The sequence below is a fragment of the Limnochorda pilosa genome, assembly GCF_001544015.1.
Lineage (GTDB): Bacteria > Bacillota > Limnochordia > Limnochordales > Limnochordaceae > Limnochorda > Limnochorda pilosa.
The window spans coordinates 1,410,673-1,427,613 of the sequence record NZ_AP014924.1 but is presented as its reverse complement, the minus strand read 5'-3'; the positions used below and the strand labels follow the sequence as shown (position 1 = coordinate 1,427,613).

General features: G+C 71.3%; 16 protein-coding genes and 1 pseudogene. 12 read left to right on the top strand and 5 right to left on the bottom strand.

What is annotated here, in order from left to right; genetic code table 11:
• The first annotated feature begins 2 nt into the window (after positions 1-2).
• The 6 genes from nrfD (at position 3) to LIP_RS06210 (ending at position 5,002) form a co-directional block, all read left to right on the top strand.
• Positions 3-917 (top strand): NrfD/PsrC family molybdoenzyme membrane anchor subunit, encoded by a 915-nt coding sequence (gene nrfD / locus LIP_RS06235; protein ID WP_068135738.1) that lies wholly within the window; start codon positions 3-5, stop codon positions 915-917.
• Positions 914-1,372, top strand: coding sequence for a QcrA and Rieske domain-containing protein (locus LIP_RS06230; protein ID WP_068135735.1), 459 nt, complete (start codon positions 914-916; stop codon positions 1,370-1,372). Before nrfD ends, LIP_RS06230 begins: the two co-directional genes overlap by 4 nt.
• Positions 1,369-2,061, top strand: a complete 693-nt coding sequence (locus LIP_RS06225; RefSeq protein ID WP_068135731.1) for a cytochrome b N-terminal domain-containing protein — start codon at positions 1,369-1,371, stop codon at positions 2,059-2,061. The genes LIP_RS06230 and LIP_RS06225 overlap by 4 nt, the downstream gene beginning before the upstream one ends.
• Before the next feature lie 85 nt (positions 2,062-2,146).
• The gene (locus tag LIP_RS06220) at positions 2,147-2,584 is read left to right on the top strand and encodes a hypothetical protein (RefSeq protein WP_068135728.1); all 438 of its coding nucleotides are present in this window, start codon (positions 2,147-2,149) and stop codon (positions 2,582-2,584) included.
• Positions 2,585-2,607: 23 nt separating this feature from the next.
• Positions 2,608-4,152 carry a hypothetical protein gene (locus LIP_RS06215; RefSeq protein ID WP_068135725.1) on the top strand — a complete coding sequence of 515 codons (1,545 nt, stop codon included), beginning with the start codon at positions 2,608-2,610 and terminating at the stop codon, positions 4,150-4,152.
• A 37-nt stretch (positions 4,153-4,189) separates the two neighbouring features.
• Positions 4,190-5,002 carry a helix-turn-helix domain-containing protein gene (locus LIP_RS06210; RefSeq protein ID WP_068135722.1) on the top strand — a complete coding sequence of 271 codons (813 nt, stop codon included), beginning with the start codon at positions 4,190-4,192 and terminating at the stop codon, positions 5,000-5,002.
• Here LIP_RS06210 and LIP_RS06205 read toward each other — a convergent pair.
• Positions 4,920-5,798 carry a hypothetical protein gene (locus LIP_RS06205; protein ID WP_068135719.1) on the bottom strand — a complete coding sequence of 293 codons (879 nt, stop codon included), beginning with the start codon at positions 5,796-5,798 and terminating at the stop codon, positions 4,920-4,922. The genes LIP_RS06210 and LIP_RS06205 overlap by 83 nt on opposite strands.
• A gap of 339 nt (positions 5,799-6,137) precedes the next feature.
• Here LIP_RS06205 and LIP_RS06200 point away from each other — a divergent pair, with 339 nt between their 5' ends.
• The 5 genes from LIP_RS06200 (at position 6,138) to LIP_RS06180 (ending at position 9,727) form a co-directional block, all read left to right on the top strand.
• The gene (locus LIP_RS06200; RefSeq protein WP_068135716.1) at positions 6,138-6,920 is read left to right on the top strand and encodes a C-GCAxxG-C-C family protein; all 783 of its coding nucleotides are present in this window, start codon (positions 6,138-6,140) and stop codon (positions 6,918-6,920) included.
• A gap of 380 nt (positions 6,921-7,300) precedes the next feature.
• On the top strand, positions 7,301-7,675 hold the full coding sequence (locus LIP_RS06195; RefSeq protein WP_231699400.1) for a DsrE/DsrF/DrsH-like family protein: 375 nt from the start codon (positions 7,301-7,303) through the stop codon (positions 7,673-7,675).
• 107 nt (positions 7,676-7,782) lie between these two features.
• Positions 7,783-8,001, top strand: coding sequence for a sulfurtransferase TusA family protein (locus LIP_RS06190; protein WP_407936402.1), 219 nt, complete (start codon positions 7,783-7,785; stop codon positions 7,999-8,001).
• Between the two features lie 2 nt (positions 8,002-8,003).
• Positions 8,004-9,143 carry an NAD(P)/FAD-dependent oxidoreductase gene (locus LIP_RS06185; RefSeq protein ID WP_068135705.1) on the top strand — a complete coding sequence of 380 codons (1,140 nt, stop codon included), beginning with the start codon at positions 8,004-8,006 and terminating at the stop codon, positions 9,141-9,143.
• 98 nt (positions 9,144-9,241) lie between these two features.
• Complete coding sequence (locus tag LIP_RS06180; protein ID WP_068135703.1) at positions 9,242-9,727, top strand: DUF1641 domain-containing protein; 486 nt, start codon at positions 9,242-9,244, stop codon at positions 9,725-9,727.
• 33 nt (positions 9,728-9,760) lie between these two features.
• Here the strand turns inward: LIP_RS06180 and LIP_RS06175 are convergent, their stop codons facing one another.
• A complete protein-coding gene (locus LIP_RS06175; protein WP_068135700.1) occupies positions 9,761-11,701 on the bottom strand; it encodes a S9 family peptidase in 1,941 nt (646 codons plus the stop codon).
• A gap of 228 nt (positions 11,702-11,929) precedes the next feature.
• Here LIP_RS06175 and LIP_RS20205 point away from each other — a divergent pair.
• Positions 11,930-13,033 (top strand): annotated as a pseudogene (locus LIP_RS20205) (MFS transporter); the annotation flags it as partial.
• Positions 13,034-13,094: 61 nt separating this feature from the next.
• Here the strand turns inward: LIP_RS20205 and lonB are convergent.
• The 3 genes from lonB to clpP all read right to left on the bottom strand — a co-directional run bounded on the left by lonB (position 13,095) and on the right by clpP (position 16,921).
• The gene (gene lonB / locus LIP_RS06170; protein WP_068135697.1) at positions 13,095-14,858 is read right to left on the bottom strand and encodes an ATP-dependent protease LonB; all 1,764 of its coding nucleotides are present in this window, start codon (positions 14,856-14,858) and stop codon (positions 13,095-13,097) included.
• A gap of 191 nt (positions 14,859-15,049) precedes the next feature.
• The gene (gene clpX / locus LIP_RS06165) at positions 15,050-16,306 is read right to left on the bottom strand and encodes an ATP-dependent Clp protease ATP-binding subunit ClpX (protein ID WP_068135693.1); all 1,257 of its coding nucleotides are present in this window, start codon (positions 16,304-16,306) and stop codon (positions 15,050-15,052) included.
• 18 nt (positions 16,307-16,324) lie between these two features.
• Positions 16,325-16,921 (bottom strand): ATP-dependent Clp endopeptidase proteolytic subunit ClpP, encoded by a 597-nt coding sequence (clpP, locus tag LIP_RS06160; protein WP_068135690.1) that lies wholly within the window; start codon positions 16,919-16,921, stop codon positions 16,325-16,327.
• Positions 16,922-16,941: the final 20 nt, after the last annotated feature.

Below are 16,941 nucleotides of genomic sequence, written 5' to 3'. Positions count from 1 at the left end.
CCATGACGAGCGAACCCGAGTGGGGCTGGCTGATCGTCCTCTACCTCTTCCTGGCGGGGCTCGGCGCGGGCGCCTTCGTCTTCGCGGCGGCCGCCGCCCTGCGGGACCCGGCCGCCTACCGGCGGCTGGGCGCCTGGGGCGCGTATCTGGCCCCCTGGCCCGTGGCGGTGGGCACAGGCTTCCTCCTCCTGGACCTGGGACGGCCCTTCGCGGCCTTCTGGCTCTTCAGCCGCTGGCGGCTGGCCTCGCCCATGTCGTGGGGTGTCTGGCTGCTCACCCTCTTCATCCTGCTGGCCTTGGCCCACGGCTACCTCTGGCTCCCCGAGCGACTCCGCCCGCGGAGCCCGGCCCGGCCTCTGCGGCTGCGGAGGCGCCTGGCGCAGGTGGGGATCCCCCTGGGCCTCGGGGTGGCCGTCTACACCGCCCTGCTCCTGGGCGCCGCCATGCGGCCGCTGTGGCAGAGCCCGCTCCTGGCGCCTGTCTTCCTGGTATCGGCCGTCTCCACGGGCGTGGCGTCCCTGATGACGCTTGGGTCTCTCGGGCCCGCCGCACGGGCGGGGGGCTGGAACCAAGCGGAGAAGCACCTGCTCCTCCGCTGGGACGCCGCCCTCATCGCCACCGAGATCTTCCTGGTGGCGCTGCTGGTCCTCTACGGGCTGATGGGCCCTGCGCCCGTGGAGGCGTCGGTGGCGGCCTGGTTGGCCGGCCCCCTCGCCCCCCTCTTCTGGGTGGGGCTGGTGCTGGCGGGCCTGGCCGCACCCCTGGCGCTCGAGTGGGGCGAGCTGCGGGGCATACGGCTGCCCCGGGCCGCGGCCCGGTGGCTGCCCGCCCTCAGCGGCACACTGGTACTGGTGGGCGGGCTGGTGCTTCGCTACCTGGTGGTCTACGGCGGGCAGCGGGTGGGCTGGTGGGGATGACCCGGCGCTCCTTCCTGGGCAGGGCGTGGCGGGCGGGTGCGGCCCTGGGCACCTCCCTCCTCGCGCTCCCTCTCGTCCGCTTCGCTAGCTGGCAGGCGGGTCCGGCCCAGGCGGCGGTGCGCGCCGGGCCCGCGAGCGCCTTCCCTCCCGGCAGCCGCCTTCCCGTAGCCGGCCAGCCCCTCTGGATCGTCCACGAAGCGGGTGGGGACCTGGCCGCGGTGCTGGGCCGCTGCACCCACCTGGGCTGCCCGCTTGAGTCTGACCCGTCCTCAGGCGGCTGGCGATGCCCCTGCCACGGCAGCCGCTTCGATCCATCGGGCGCCGCCGTGCACGGGCCCGCAACCCGTCCCCTGCCCCACGCGGCCCTGTGGGAAGAGGACGGGGTCCTCTGGGCGGATCCGGCGCATCCGGTGCCGGCGGGGACCCGGCTTCGGCTTGAGGAGGGAGGGGCATGAACTCCGCCACGCGAACCGGCCCCATCGCCGAGCCGGCCGGCCCTGGCGCGCCCGGCCTGCCCGGAGGGGAGCGGGGCAGCCGCGGCTTCCTGGGCCACCTTCGGCCCCGCCACGTGCCCGAGAGCCTGGGTGGCTTCCGCCACACCTTCTGCCTGGGCGGCATGGCAGCCCTCTCCTTCCTGGCTGTGGTCGTGAGCGGCCTGGCCCTCATCTTCCACTACGACCCGGCCCGCCCCCACGCAAGCCTGGTGGAGATCACGTCGGTGGCGCCCTACGGGAGCTTCTGGCGGGCCCTCCACTTCTGGGCGGGCAACGGGATGGTGGTGGCGGTGGCCGCCCACACGGCACGGGTGATCCTGAAGCGGGCGTACCGGCCGCCCCGGGAGGCCAACTGGCTGGTGGGCGTGGGCCTGGGTCTCCTGACGGTGCTGGCCGACTTCACCGGCTACCTGCTCCTGGGCGACACCCGCTCCCTGGAGGCCCGCTCGGTGGGGCTCGGCCTGGGCGGGCAGATGGGCGCTGTGGGCGCCGCAGCCGCCCGCTTGCTGCTGGGGCCCGGGACGTCCGGCCCCGGCACCCTGCTGGCGCCCTACCTGTGGCACATCCTGTTGCTTCCCGGGCTGCTGGCGGCGTTCATGGGGTGGCACTTCCACCGGGTGCGGCGGGACAACCGCCGCTCGGGCCTCTGATCCCAGGGCGATCCCGCCCGTACCCCCAGGCTCGCGACAGGCCCCGCAACCTGCGAGCTCGGGCGACGGAAGGAGCGACACCGGCATGAGCGTGCCCCGACCCCAACCGAGGAAGCACCCCCGCCCCGCCCCGCACCCGCGCCTCCCCTTCGCCCGGCTCGCCGCCCGGGAGTGGGTGGCGGCCCTGGCGGCGCTGGACGTGCTGGTGCTCCTGGCCATCTTCCTCATTCCCGGGCTGGACCCGGCGGGTGACGCTCCCGCCGCCGGCGGAGCACCTTCGCCGGCGGGGGCCCCGGCCTTCGGAGGCCACGCGCCCTGGGTCTTTGCGTCGATTCAGTTCCTCCTGCGAAGGCTTCCTTCCTGGCTGGCCGGGGTGGTGCTGCCCATCATGGGACTTCTGGTGCTGGCGGCCCTGCCGCGGCTCGAGCGGTGGCTCAGGCGCGACGCGGGTTGGGTGGGGCTTGGACTCGTGGGGCTTGCCGCGCTCCTCACCGTGGCCGCCGCGCTGGGTCTTCTCGGCTGATGGAGAGAGGAGGTGCGGCCCCCGTGCGGCGCGGACGAAGCCCCTTCGCCCCAAGGAGGCCCGAAGACCATTGGCGCTTCATCGCCCTGGTCGGGCTGCTGATCCCCCTGGCGCTCCTCCTGCTGCGGGAGGCCCACCTGCCCTGGAAGGAACTCCGCCGGTCGGTGGGCCTGCCCGTCGAACCCTTCCAGCGGGTGCTGGCCGACGGCCGGATCGAGCGCTGCGAGACCTGCCACCCAGACGTGGAGCCCGTCAGTCCGTCGCATCCGCCCGGCGTGGTAGGGTGCAGCGATTGCCACGGCGGCGAGCCTTTGGCCCTGGAAGAGGATCTCGCCCACCAGGGCCTCCTGGGAGGACCGAACCCGTCCCGCCTCGACGTGGCGGTCACAGGCTGCAGCGGCTCGGGCGCGGGCGAGGGGGCGTGTCATGCTTCCCGAGGCCCCGACTTCGACCACGCGCAGCGGGTGCCGGAGCATCTCATGGCCACCAAGGCGGGCGAGGTCGCCCAGGTGCGAAGGGCCTTCGGGCTCCCGCCCATGGACGACCCGGACGCGGGAGCGGCGCGGGCTCTCCCCTCGCCCCTGGACGGGCACCCGCTGGAGCCGGCCTTCCAGGAGAGCTGCCTGAGCGCCTGCCACCTGGGTACCACCGCCGGTGCAGCCGGGAGCTCCTCGGACCCGCAGGAGGACGACTCGAGGGGGGCGTCTCAGGCCAGGCGCACCCGGCACGCGGGTACGCAGGCTGGCCCCGGCACGGAGCCACCCGGCGGACGCCCGGAGGGGTGCGCCGCCTGCCACGTCCTCACCCCCGAGGACCCGAGCGCGCCCCGCGAGCACCGCTTCACCACCCAGATCCCCTACACCCAGTGCAACACGTGCCACAACCAGGGGGTTCACTCCCTGGCCGGCATGCGCTTCACCCCCGCCTCCCGCCTGGCGGCGGACGATCGGATCGTGCCGCCGGTGCCGGACGGGTTCACCGGCCGGACGCCGTGGACGCCCGAGGGGCCCCTCTCTCCCGAGGAGCGCCAGGCCGCCTGGGAGGAGCGCGTGCGGGAGTACTACCTGCCCGGGAGTCGATACACGCTCTGCGAGGTGGAGCTCGACTGCATCGATTGCCACACCCGGCGTGAGGTGATGGGCGACCCGGAGGCAGGCGGGGTCCACGGCGACCGGCCTCGGACCATGGAAGAGGCGGTCCAGGTCCAGTGCCTCGAGTGCCACGGTACCGTGAGCCGGCCCATCCGGAGCCGGGAGCTCACCGCGGCGGACGGGGCCGTCTTCGTCGACCCGCGCCAGCAGTTGGAAGGCTTCCCCACCTTCCGCGCGGGCGACCGGGTGGCGGTGACAGGCTCGGGCGAGCCGCTGCCCTACGTACGCGTCGAAGAGGACGGCATCGTCCTCACCCGCAAGGTGGACGGCGTCCGCGTCCCCGTCCCCCAGGCGACGGGTTCCGGCTGCCTCCAGAACGAGGGGGAACAAACCTCGGATGCCTGCCACGCGTGCCACAACGTGGGCTACGGTGCGGGTGCGACCGCACCAGGAACGGAACCCGGTCCCACGAAGTAAACAAGAGAGGGTGATCACGTTCACGGGAGGCCTTCGCGTGTTCGATGGCGCCGTCCTCAACCGGCTCCGGATCGAGCAGGGCATCTCGCTCAAGCGACTGGCGGCCCGCTGCGGCACCTCGGCCTCCTACCTGAGCGAGGTGGAGCGGGGACTGAAGCAGCCCTCGCCCACGGTGGTGGACCGGGTGGCCGGGGCGCTCGGCGTCGCCCCCGACGCCTTCTACCCGGATGCGCCCGCGCCGGCCAGCATCGGCCGGATGCTGAAGGAGGAGCGCCGCGGCCGGGGCTTGAGCCTGGAGGAAGCAGCCCGCCGGGCCGAGCTCCCGGCCCGCTTCCTGCGGCAGGTGGAGGAGTCGGCCATCACGCCCTCGGTGGACGTGATCGAGAGCCTGGCGGGAGCCCTGGGCATCCCCCTGGAACGCCTCTACGGCGGGGGCGGCGCGCTGGCGGGCCGGGTGCGGGCCCTGCGGGCCTTCTGGGGGCTCACCCAGGCGGAACTGGCCGAGCGGGCCCAGGTGTCCGCGGGGCTCATCGGCCAGATCGAGCGGGGCGAGACCCTGCCCTCCCTGCGCACCATCGAGCGGCTGGCGGAGGTGCTCCGCTGCAGCCCGTGCACCCTCCTCCTCTCGCCCGCCAGCAGTCAGGCGGACGTGCAGGCGGCGCTGTCGCCTGCGCTCCGGCGGCTCCTGGCGGACCCCGAGCGCCACGAGCTCCTCTGCCTCATCTCGTCCCTGGATGCCCGGGAGCTCGAGTTCTTCATGTCGGTGCTCAGGCTGGCGCGGCAGGCGGGTCTGGTGGCGGACTCCCTGCCGGACGCGTCCCCGGGAGCCAGGCGATATACTGCTCGCTGATGAGGTTGAGCGGCTTGCGGGCCAGCGGGAAGTGGTCCGCCAGAAGGGCGAGGATCGCCTCGTACCCTGCCCGGGCCGCGGCCTCGCTCCGGCTCGCCAGCCGGTAGAAGCGGCTGCCCAGCTCCTCGTAGTCCGACAGGCTCATGAGCACCTGGTCTTGGCGCCCTCCCCCGGCGCCCAGGGCCCGCGCGCCCCGGACCGAACCGGACTCGGGGTGACGGACCACGTGGTCGGGGGTGATGCCCGTGAGGTAGAGGCAGAGGTCGCCGATCCGCTTGTAGACCGGGAACCGGGCGGCTTCGGGCGTCCGGTCCGCCAGATCCAGGAGGTCGAAGACGCGGAGGTCGCTGAAGCTCCACCGCTTCCGGCGGGGGCCGCGGGCCGCGCGCTCGTAGATGGTGTAGGACCGGGTCCGCACGAAGGAGCTGAGGGCCTCGGCCAGGTAGACCTGGACGTCCGGGTCATCCAGGAAAGCCGCCGCTTCCCGGGCGTCGAAGACCGGCAGCCTTCCCGCCGGCCCCGGTTCCAGGGTGAAGGGCGTCTGCTTCAGGTCCCGGTGCGCTCGCCGGATCAGCACCGTGAAGTACAGGAAGGGCGAGATCTTCAGCAGGATCTCCCCGTCGGAGATCACCCGCCGGAAGAGGGCGTCGTCGTCCAGGAGCGTCTCCAGGAAGTCGGGGTTCTCCCGCACGATCCGCTCCACCGTCTCGTAGTCCGTACGGCGGCGGGTGGTGGTCCGGACGATGAAGGCCAGATCGTGAGGACCCAGCCGCTCGAGCAGCCCGTACTCGGCCACCGTGCTCACCTCCGGAGGATGCGGTCCCGGTCGCCCGGTCGTACCGTCGATAGGTTCCGGGCCGGGCCTGTGCCTCTCACCTACCCTTATTATCGCACGATCGGACGCGGGAACGAAGCATCCGACGGGGAACCGGCGCCGGACCGCACCCACGGCCCGGCGCGGACCTGAGGCCTGCCGGGTCGGGACCCGAGAGCCGCCGGGACCTTCGACCCCAAGTGAGGTCGCCTCGTCCCTTCCTTTCCCGAGGGTCTCGACGCCCTGAGGGCCGGCCGCCTACGATGGGAGAGGGGCCGCGCAGCTACCGCCGCCGGCCCCGACCCTTGGGAGGTGACGAGAATGGACGACGAAGGAGCCCTTCGCAAGCACCTGTCCCGCCGGGCCTTCCTCGCCGGTGCCGGCGGCTTCGTGGCGGGCGCCGCCGTGGGGGGACACCTGCTGGGAGCCGTGGGCCTCGCAGCCCCGACCGCGGCCGAGATCCCGGCGTGGCCGTGGCCGTACGTCCCCCTCGACCCGGAGGTCGTGCGCCGCAAGGCCTACGACGCGTACTCCAGGGGCGGCTGCATGTACGGCGCGGCCGAAGCGATCCTGAGCGAGCTGCGGGAGAAGGTGGGCCACCCCTTCACCGCCATCCCCAGCGAGATGTTCCGGTACGGCGAGGGCGGCGTGGTGGGTTGGTCCACCCTGTGCGGTGCCCTGAATGGAGCGTCGGCCGTCGTCAACCTGGTGAGCGACGAGAAGGGGTACAAGGCCGTCGTGAACGAGCTGGTGGGCTGGTACACCGAGACGCCGCTGCCCACGCCTCAGAGCAACGCCTTCAGCGAGACCCAGGTCCAGACGGTCGCCGGCTCGCCGCTCTGCCACGCCTCGGTGACCCTTTGGTGCCAGGCGTCCGGCTTCGGCGCCACCTCCAAGGAGCGGGCCGAGCGCTGCGCGAAGCTGACGGGCGACACGGCCGCACGCGCCGTGGAGCTCCTGAACCGCCGGGCCGCGGGCAGCTTCGTGCCCGCCTACGGCACGCCCGCCGGCGTCACGGGCTGCATGAGCTGCCACGGCAAGGAAGGCATGGACAACACTCGGGGCCAGATGAACTGCGTGCAGTGCCACGAGCCCCACGACTGAGGTGGCCGAAGCCTGGTCCGACCACCCCTGCCCCCGGGACCGCACCTCCCGGGGGCTCCCTTCGGGGCCTTAGTCCTGGGACATCTGGGACGAAAATCGGGGCATGCCTCATGCTCCGATCCATCTAGCACACCCTAACCAAATCAGGCGCATGAATGCGTGCGATCACGCTTGCGCGTGAATCGTGGAGCAATCTCGCGAGGGCGTGTGGACGTCTCCCGGGGCCGGCGCAGGCGCAGGTGGGACGCAGGGTACCCCACCTGGCGGAGGTCGCCGCGCACGCCGGAGTCTGTCTAAGATGAATCCAGAGCAAGCAAGATGGGTACCGGGTAGGGTACGCGAAGGGGTGATACAAAGTGGATGACGCGCCCAAGTTGTCGGTGGTATTGCTCTCGCCCGAGCTCAGCAAGCTCCATGCCGGCGCGTTGATGGCCTCCGTGGCCGCCTCCTCGGGGATGACGGTGAACGTCTTCGCCTCCATGGGGGCCCTGGGCCAGTTCCGGCGGCAGGTGGTGGAGGAGCGCCGCTTCGTGGTGGACGAGGTCGGCCGGGAGCTCCTGGCCAAGGACGTCCCCCTCTTCCACCGGATGCTGGCCGATGCCCGGGATCTGGGCGACCTCCACGTCTACGGCTGCGCCATGGCCGCGGACCTGATGGGTTGGCGGGATGAGGACTTCCTCGACCTGGTGGAGGACGTCATCGGCGTCGCAGCCTTCTTCGGCAAGTCCGAGGGGGCACAGGTGATCACCATCTAGCGGGAGGTCGGTCCGTGATGCAACGCGACGACAGGAGCCAGCAGGGTCTCGCCGCAAGCGAGGCGGCCGCGGACACCACGACCCCGCCCGCCGGCGACCCGGAGACGATCGTGGTCGATGCCCGCGGGTCCTACTGCCCCGGCCCGCTCATGGAGCTGATCAAGACCATCAAGGCCCAGCCCGTGGGCGCCACGGTGGACCTGCTCTCGGGCGACCGGGGCTCGTCCAAGGACGTTCCCGAGTGGGTGGCCAAGGCCGGCCACGAGCTGGTGGGCGTCTTCGAGGAAGAGGGGCACTGGCGGATCCGGGTGCGAAAGGGGCGGTAGCCATGCAGCGGGTGGTCGTTCTGGGCGGCGGCACGGGCGGCACCATGGTGGCCAACCTCCTGGGCCGCCGCCTGAGGCACGAGGTGGAGGCCGGCCGGCTGGACCTGGTGCAGGTGGTGGAGTCGCCGCTGCACACCTACCAGCCGGGGTTCCTCTACATGGCCTTCGGCCTGGCGCCGCTGGACCACTACCAGCGGGACCAGCGCAGCCTGCTGCTGCCCAGCGTCCGACTGGAGGTGGACCGGGCGGTCGCCATCGATCCCGACGCCGGCCGGATCCACACCCTGAGCGGTCGGGCCATCGGCTACGACTTTCTAGTGCTGGCGACCGGGGCGGTTCCGACCCCGTCGGCGGTGCCGGGGATGGCGGAAGGAGCCCACGGCTTCTACACGGGCCAGGACGCCCTCCGCCTGCGGGACGCGCTGGCCACCTTCGAGCGGGGGCGCATCCTGCTCACGGTGGACGTGCCGCACAAGTGCCCCGTCGCGCCCTTGGAGATGACCCTCACCCTGGACGACTACTTCCGCCGCCTGGGACGGCGGGAGCAGGTGGAGCTGGTCTACACCTACCCCATCGGGCGCCTCCACTCGCTGGCCTCGGTGGCCGACTGGGTCGGTGGCCTCTTCGAGGAGCGGGGCATCCGCTCCGAGACCTTCTTCAACCTGGAGGCGGTGGAGCCCGGCACCCAGAAGGTGCGCAGCCTGGAGGGCACCGAGTACGACTACGACCTGCTCATCTCCGTGCCGCCCCACCGGGGCGCCCAGGTGATCCAGACCTCGGAGCTGGGCGACGCGGACGGGTTCGTCCCCACCCACCGGGAGACGCTCCAGGCCCTGGACCACCCGAACATCTACGTGCTGGGCGACGCCACCAACCTGCCCGTGAGCAAGGCGGGCTCCACGGCCCACTACCAGGCCGACGTGGTGGCCGAGAACCTGGTGGCCAACCTGGCCGGGAAGCCGGCACCCTTCCGGTACGACGGCAAGGTGTTCTGCTTCATCGAGGCGGGCGAGGAGGCGGCCAGCTACATCACCTTCAACTACCGCCAGCCGCCCCGGCCGGCCCGGCCGTCGCCGGTGCTCCACTGGTTCAAGGTGGCGTACAACGAGATCTACTGGCTCTCGGCCCGGGGCGTGCTCTAGCCGGCGCGCCGCCCTCGGCGCCGCCCGGGCCCGGTTGGAGGGTCAGGGCTCAAGGCGCCCGGGGGATGGCGGGCAGGGACTTCTGAGGAGGGAGACCGATGTCGATCGGAAACGGACACGACAGGGCCGTGGCCCTGGCTGCGGAGGGCGATGTCCGCCCGGATCCCCAGGAGCTCGAGCGGCTCCTGCGCCGCCTCCAGCAATCGGGGCCCGGCCTCGAACGGCTCCTGGACCACCTGGACGACCTGGCCGCCTCCGGCACCCTCGACGTCCTGGCGGAGCTGGCCCAGCTGGTGAAGGCGTTGCTCGATTCCATGACGCCCACGCTCATGGCCCGGGTGGCTCGCACGGCCGTGGGGGTGGCGCTCCAGGCCGAGAACGCCATGGAGGATGGGCGCGAGGTCTTTCCGGCCCTGGGCGACGCCCTCAACGCCTCGATGGAGGCCGTGCGCTCAGACCGCGAGGTTCCCGGGCTCCTGGGGCTCCTCTCGGCCTTGCGGAGCCCCGAGAGCCGGAGGGCCCTGGCCTTCCTGGTGACCTTCTCGCGCGAGCTGGGCGGCAGGCTGCAGCCCAGCTCGCGCTGAAGGCCATACGGCCCGGGAGCAGCCGGGACGCGGCTACGAAGCCGCGTCCACGGCCGCCCCCAGGAGCTTGCCTTCGAAGAAAGCGGCGGTGGCCCGGTACGCCTTCAGGTTGTTGGCCCGCTTGGTGAAGCCGTGGCCCTCATCCTCGAAGACGAGATACTCCACCTCTCGGCCCAGCTCCCTCAGCCGCTCCACCATCTGCTCGGACTCGTGCCGGTTCACCCTCGGGTCATTCGCGCCTTGGATCACCAGGAGCGGCGCCCGGATCTGCTCCACGTAGGTGATGGGCGAGCGTTCCCGCAGGAGGTCCGCGTCCTTCTCGGGGTCCCCCACCCACTGGGCCATGAAGTCGCGCCAGGTGGGGGGCACGCTCTTCGCGAAGGTGACGAGGTTGCTCGGGCCCACGATGTCCACGGCCGCGGCCCAGTACCGGGGTAGCCGGGAGATGCACGAGAGGGTGGCGAAGCCGCCGAAGCTGCCCCCGAAGACGCCGACCCGCTCCGGGTCCACCCAGTCCAGGCCCTGGAGGAAGCGGGCGCACGCCTCGAAATCCTTCAACTCCCCGCCGCCCCAGTCGCGGTAGATGAGGCGCTGGAAGGTGCGCCCGTAGCCCGAGGAGCCCCGCACGTTGGGGGCGAAGACGCCGATCCCTCGGTCCAGGAGCACCTGATAGAAGGGAACGTAGATGGGCCGCTCCTGGCTCTCGGGCCCTCCGTGGATCGAGAGGACCACGGGGACCCGGTGGTCCGGGCCGGCCGCGGCCGGCCGGTAGAGCCAGCCGGAGAGGGTGCGCCCGTCCCACGTGGAGAAGGAGACCCGCTCGGGCGCCACCAGCTCCTCCTCGGGGATGGCGCCGATGAAGCCGTCGGTGAGGGGGCGGACCTGGATCCGGGCGGCCGCGCCGGTGGCCAGGGCCGAGAGGTCCGCCACGTACACCTCGGTGGGCCGGCGGGCCCGGTTCAGCAGGATCATGGCACGCTGCCCGTCGGCCGAGAGGGTTACGTGATGCACCACGCTCGCCTCGGGCAGCCGGACCTCCACGGGGGGCGAGCTCCGCCAGGAGGCGCCGTCCAGCGGTCCTTGCGGCATGCGTCGGGCGAAGAGCCGGCTCGCGCCGTCCTCGTTCGTCGCCCACAGGAACGCGCCTCGATCTTCGCTGAGGAAGACCAGTTCCACGTCCCACTCAGGGGCTTCCAGCCACTCCAGGTTGCCGGTGGGCCCGCCGGGCCTGTGGAGCCCCAGCCCCTTGAACTCACGGCCCTGGTCGGTGACCACCAGCAGCCCTTGGCCGTCGGCCGTCCAGTCCACGGGGAAGCAGGAGACGGGGCCTTCCGCCGGGAAGATCTCGCGGGTGGCGGCGCGATCCAGGTCGTGGATCAGGAGGCCCTGGTCGGTGTTCCCCCGGAAGGCCAGGCATGCGAGCTGCCGCCCGTCGGGCGACCAGGCGACGGGATAGACCTGCCCGCGCTCATTGCTTCCTTCCACGAGCACCCGCCGCTCGCCCGTGGCCAGGTCCAGCAGGACCGTGTCGGCATGCTCCGGATCGCGGGCGTTGGCACTGTAGACGATGGCGCGGCCGTCGGGGGCGAAGACCGTGCCGCCGAACTCGTGACGGACCCCGGGCTCGTCGGTCAGCTTCCGGGGCCAGCCGCCCTGCAGGTCGAGGCTATAGACCTGCCAGAACTCGTCGCCGCGCCGGTCCGCGAGGAAGACGATCCGGTCCCCGACCGGCGACCAGGCGATCTCCCGCACGATCTCCTCCTCGAAGGCCGTCCGCTGGTGGGGCCAGCCGCCCTCCCAGGGCTGGATCCACAGGTTGAACTGGCCCGAGGTGTCGGTGACGTAAGCCACCCGGTCGCCGGAGGGCGAGAAGGCGCCCGTGGGGTAGTAGCGGCGGTGCGCGAAGAACGGCTCGAAGGGCCGGGCGGGCGTAGAGGCCGCGGACGTTCCGCCCGCGCTGCGCTCCTGGTTCATCGGCTCATGCTCCCTTCCCTGCGTCCTTCCCTGTTCTTTCCGGACGCCCCGGGATCTTCCTCCTGTCCATGACATGGGGCTGTCAGGTGCCGGGCGCGAGGATGGCCGCGCGCAAGGGGGTGGACCGGCCCGAAGGGTGGCCCCGGGGCGGCAGGATCCCGTCAGGTCGCTGTGGAACGAGGATCGGGCGCCATCCCCCGACGACGACCCCGTGAAAGGGAGACCGGCATGCACACGTCTTCCCCGGGCTCCAGCCCTCCTCGGCCGGCTGCCCGGCTCGCGCTGGCCGGAACAGGCTTCGCCCGCGCCTTCGCGGAGCTGATGATCTTCGGCTACCTGCCCATCCAGCTCCACAGGGCCGGTGAGGAACGCCTGGCGGTGCTGGCGCTGATCGTGGCCATCCCGGCCCTGGTGCGCTTCGTCTCGGCGGGTGCCTGGGGCGCGCTCTCGTCCCGCACCGGGCGGCTGAAGCCCTACCTGCTCGCGGGTGCGGTCGGGTACCTGGGCGTGCTGCTGCTTCTGCCATGGGTCCCCTCGGCCGCGGGCTCGGTAGCCCTGGTGGGGGTGGGCTCGCTCCTCTTCTCGGCGCTGGGGCCTCTGGCGAAGAGCTACGTCTCCTTCGCGGGTCGGGGCGGCCTGGGCCGCGACCTGGCAGGATGGCTGCAGGCGGAGTCGCTGGGGTGGCTGGCGGGAGGCCTCGCCATCTCCCTGGCGGGCCGGTCCCCGGACGCGTTCGTGATCCTCCTGGGGCTGGCGGCAGGGCTCGTCGCGGTGGAGGTGGTGCTCATCTCCGTCGGGCTTCCGGAGGTCTGCCCCGCCGCACCGGCCGGCCCGGCGCGCCGCGAGCTTTCGCTGGCCTCCCTGGTCCGGCGGCCCCCGGTCTGGGTGCCGCTGGTCTCGTTCGCTCTCCTCACCGTCGCGTCCGAAGGCACCTTCACCCTGTACGGCATCTACCTCACGGGGCCCTTGGGGGGAGGCGAGAGTCTCTACGGGGCCTCCATCACGGTGGCGACGGTGCTGGGCATCCTGGCCTACCGGGCCGTGGGGCGGCTCTCGCACCAGATCCGGCCCGAGGTTCTCCTCCCGGCGGGAGCGGTCACGTACGCGGCCGTCTACCTGCTCATGGCCGGGTGGAAGGACCCGGTCGCTCTTGCCTGCCTCTTTTCCCTCCCCGTCTACGCCTTCACCCGGGTGGGAGCCACGTGGCTCCTGGCTCGGGACACGTCCGAGAGCGAGCGGAGCGCGGGCATGGGGCTGCTGGACGGCGGCGAGGCGGTGGCCATGGCGCTGGGGTCCCTGGCCGCAGGGGCCGCGGCGGATCGGTTCGGTTTCGCCGCGGTCTTCGCCGGCTTCGCCGCGGGTGCGCTGGCCACCGCGCTTCTCAGCGCCTGGTTCAACCGGACACGGAGGCAGCCGGCGGCCGCAGATCCGGAGCCGGCGGCTCAGGGCGGTGCTCCCGGCGGGCGGGCTCGGCGGCGGCGGGTTGCACCGCCTCCGCCACGCCGCGGCTCTCCGGCACGCTGACGGCGGTGTCGGACCGGTTGAGGAGGGCCAGGTCCAGCACCTCCTCGATGCGGTCCACGGGCCGGATGTCCACCTCCTCCCCCGCCTCCGCCTGGAGGATCGCCTGCCAGTTTTCCCGGGGAATGATCACCCGTCGGACCCCGGCCAGCCGGGCGGCCACCACCTTGGCCACTAGACCGCCCACGGGGCGTACCAGCCCCCGCACCGACACCTCACCGGTCATGGCCACGCCGGGGCGCACGGGCTCCCCGGTCATGGCCGAGTAGATGGCCGTCACCATGGCAACCCCGGCCGAGGGACCGTCCACGGGCACGCCGCCGGGGAAGTTCACGTGGATGTCGTAGTCCTGGGGTCTCAACCCCAGGTGGGTGCGGAGCGCGGTGAGCACGTTGTCCACCGAGGAGCGGGCCTGGCTCCGGCGTCGGAGGGTCATGCCCACGGCACCCATCTCCTCCTCCTCCATCACGCCGGTGATGGTCAGGCGCCCCTTCCCGGCGCGGGCGGAGGCGGCCACCGCCTCCACCTCCAGCAACGTCCCCATGTTGGGCCCGTAGACGGCCAGGCCGTTCACGACGCCCACCTGCGGCGACGCGGCCACCCGCACCTGGGGCCGGGGCGAGTGCTGGCCGGCGTTCACCGCCCACTCCACGTCCGCCCGCCGGATGACCGTGCGCCCCTCCATCTCGGCCACGCCGGCCGTGATCTGAACAAGGTTGACGGCGTCGCGCCCGTTGGTCGCATAGGAGCGCACGACCTCCAGGGCGCCCTCCTCGATCTGGAACCGGATACGGACGGCCGCGTTCCTGGCGATGAGCGCCACCTCGTCGGGGGTGAGCGCCCGGAAGAAGATCTCCACGCAGCGGGAGCGGATGGCCGGCGGGATCTCGTGGGGCATGCGGGTGGTGGCCCCGACCAGGCGGAAGTCGGCGGGGAGTCCGTGCTGGAAGACATCGTGGACGTGCGAGGGGATGTTGGGGTCCTCGCTGGAGTAGTAGGCGCTCTCCAGGAAGACCTTCCGGTCCTCCAGGACCTTCAGGAGCTTGTTCATCTGGATGGGGTGGAGCTCGCCGATCTCGTCGATGAAGAGCACGCCGCCGTGGGCCTTGGTCACCGCGCCGGGCTTGGGCTGCGGGATGCCGGCGATGCCCATGGGGCCCGCACCCTGGTAGATGGGGTCGTGGACCGAGCCCATCAGGGGGTCCGCGATCCCCCGGTCGTCGAAGCGGGCGGTGGTGGCGTCGATCTCCACGAACCGGGCGGCGGCCTTGAAGGGCGAGCGGGGGTTCCGCTTGGCTTCCTCCAGCACCAGCCGGGCGGCGGCGGTCTTCCCCACCCCGGGGGGGCCGAAGAGCAGCACGTGCTGGGGGTTGGGCCCACAGAGGGCGGCCCGCAGGCTCGTGAGCGCGTCCTCCTGGCCGATGATCTCCTCGAAGCGGGCGGGCCGCGTCTTCTCGGCCAGCGGCTCGGTGAGCGAGATGGACCGCATCCGCTGGAGCTTCTCCAGCTCGCGGCGCGACTCCCGTTCGATGGCTCCCCGATTGACCTGCTGGGCGCGCAGCAGGTTCCAGAAATAGAGCCCGATGACCACCCCGAAGAAGAGGTTCACCAGGCTCAAGAGGCTGATCCACTCCACGCGGGACCCTCCCGGAACAACGGCCCTGGGCGGTCAACTGCGACCGCCGGTACGGCTAGTATGTCCCGGGGGCGTGCAGCTCCATGCGAAAAGAAGGCAGCCCTGGAAGCCTCTGCCTCAGGGCTGGCATACTCAGGGCTGGCACACGGTGACGAGGTTGGTGTGGGCGCGCTGCCGGGCTGGGGCGTTCCTCAGGCCGTCTCTTCCTTGGCCTTGCGGATCTCGGGGTAGAGGCGCGGGGCCTCGCGGCCCTCGATCACCCCGGCCGTGATGACGCACCGCTTCACGTCCGTGCGCGACGGGATCTCGTACATGACGTCGATGAGCGTCTCCTCCATGATGGCACGGAGGCCGCGGGCTCCCGTCTTGCGCTCCAACGCCTTCTGGGCGATGGTCTGGAGCGCCTCCTCCTCGAAGTGGAGCTCCACCCCGTCCATCTCCAGGAACTTGGCGAACTGCTTCACCAGGGCGTTCCGCGGCTCCACCAGGATCCGCACCAGCGCCTCCTCGTCCAGCGCGTCCAGGGAGACGATGATGGGCACCCGGCCCACGAACTCGGGGATCATCCCGTACCGGAGGAGGTCCTCGGGCATGATCTGGCGGAGGAGCTCGCCGATCTTCTTCTCCTCCCGCGGCTTGACGTCGGCGGTGAGGCCCATGGTACGGTGGCCGATCCGGCGCTCGATCAGCTTCTCCAACCCGTCGAAGGCGCCGCCGCAGATGAAGAGGATGTTGGTGGTGTCGATCTGGATGAACTCCTGGTGGGGGTGCTTACGCCCACCCTGGGGCGGCACGCTGGCCACCGTACCCTCCAGGATCTTGAGGAGCGCCTGCTGCACGCCCTCGCCCGAGACGTCGCGGGTGATGGAGGGGTTCTCAGACTTGCGGGCGATCTTGTCGATCTCGTCGATGTAGACGATGCCCTTCTCGGCCTTCTCCACGTCGTACTCGGCCGCCTGGATAAGCTTCAAGAGGATGTTCTCCACGTCCTCGCCCACGTAGCCCGCCTCAGTGAGCGAGGTGGCGTCGGCGATGGCGAAGGGGACGTTGAGGATCTTGGCCAGGGTCTGGGCGAGCAGGGTCTTCCCGGAGCCGGTGGGACCCAGCATGAGGATGTTGCTCTTCTGAAGCTCCACGTCGTCCACCCGGACCCCGGAGTTGATGCGCTTGTAGTGGTTGTACACGGCGACGGAGAGGGTCTTCTTGGCGTCCTCCTGGCCGATGACGTACTGGTCCAGGATCTCCTTGATCTCCTTGGGGCGCGGGAGGCTGTCCAGCTCCACCTCGACGTCGTCATTGAGCTCTTCTTCGATGATCTCGTTGCAGAGCTCGATGCACTCGTCGCAGATGTAGACGCCGGGGCCGGCGATCAGCTTCTTGACCTGCTCCTGCGCCTTGCCGCAGAAGGAGCATTTCAGCTGGCCCTTCTCGTCCCCGAACTTGAACATGGTATCACCTCTTCACTTCTACCCCTTCGCGCGATCCCGGACGAGGACGGAGTCGATAAGCCCGTACTCCTTGGCCTCTTCCGCCGACATGTAGAAGTTCCGGTCCGTGTCCCGTTCCACCTTCTCCAGCGGTGCGGCCGTGTGGTGGGCGATGATCTCGTTCACCGTGGCCTTGAGGCGGAGGATCTCGCGCGCCTCGATCTCGATGTCTCTGGCCTGACCCTGAGCCCCGCCCCAGGGCTGATGGATCATGATCCGGGAGTATGGTAGGGCGAAACGCTTGCCGGTCGCGCCGCCCGTAAGGAGAACGGCAGCCGCACTGGCCGCGAATCCCAAGCAGATGGTGGAGACGTCCGGCCGCACGTGCTGCATGGTGTCGTAGATGGCCAGCATCGAGTAGACTTGGCCGCCCGGGCTGTTGATGTAGACGGAGACGTCCTTCTCCGGGTCCTCCGACTCCAGGAAGAGGAGCTGAGCGATGATCAGGTTGGCCATCTGGTCGTTGATCGGCCCGCCGATGAAAATGATGCGCTCCTTCAGCAGGCGCGAGTAGATGTCGTACGCCCGCTCGCCCCGGTTGGTCTGCTCCACCACCATCGGCACCAGGTAACCCATCCTGCCGTGTCGCCTCCGTT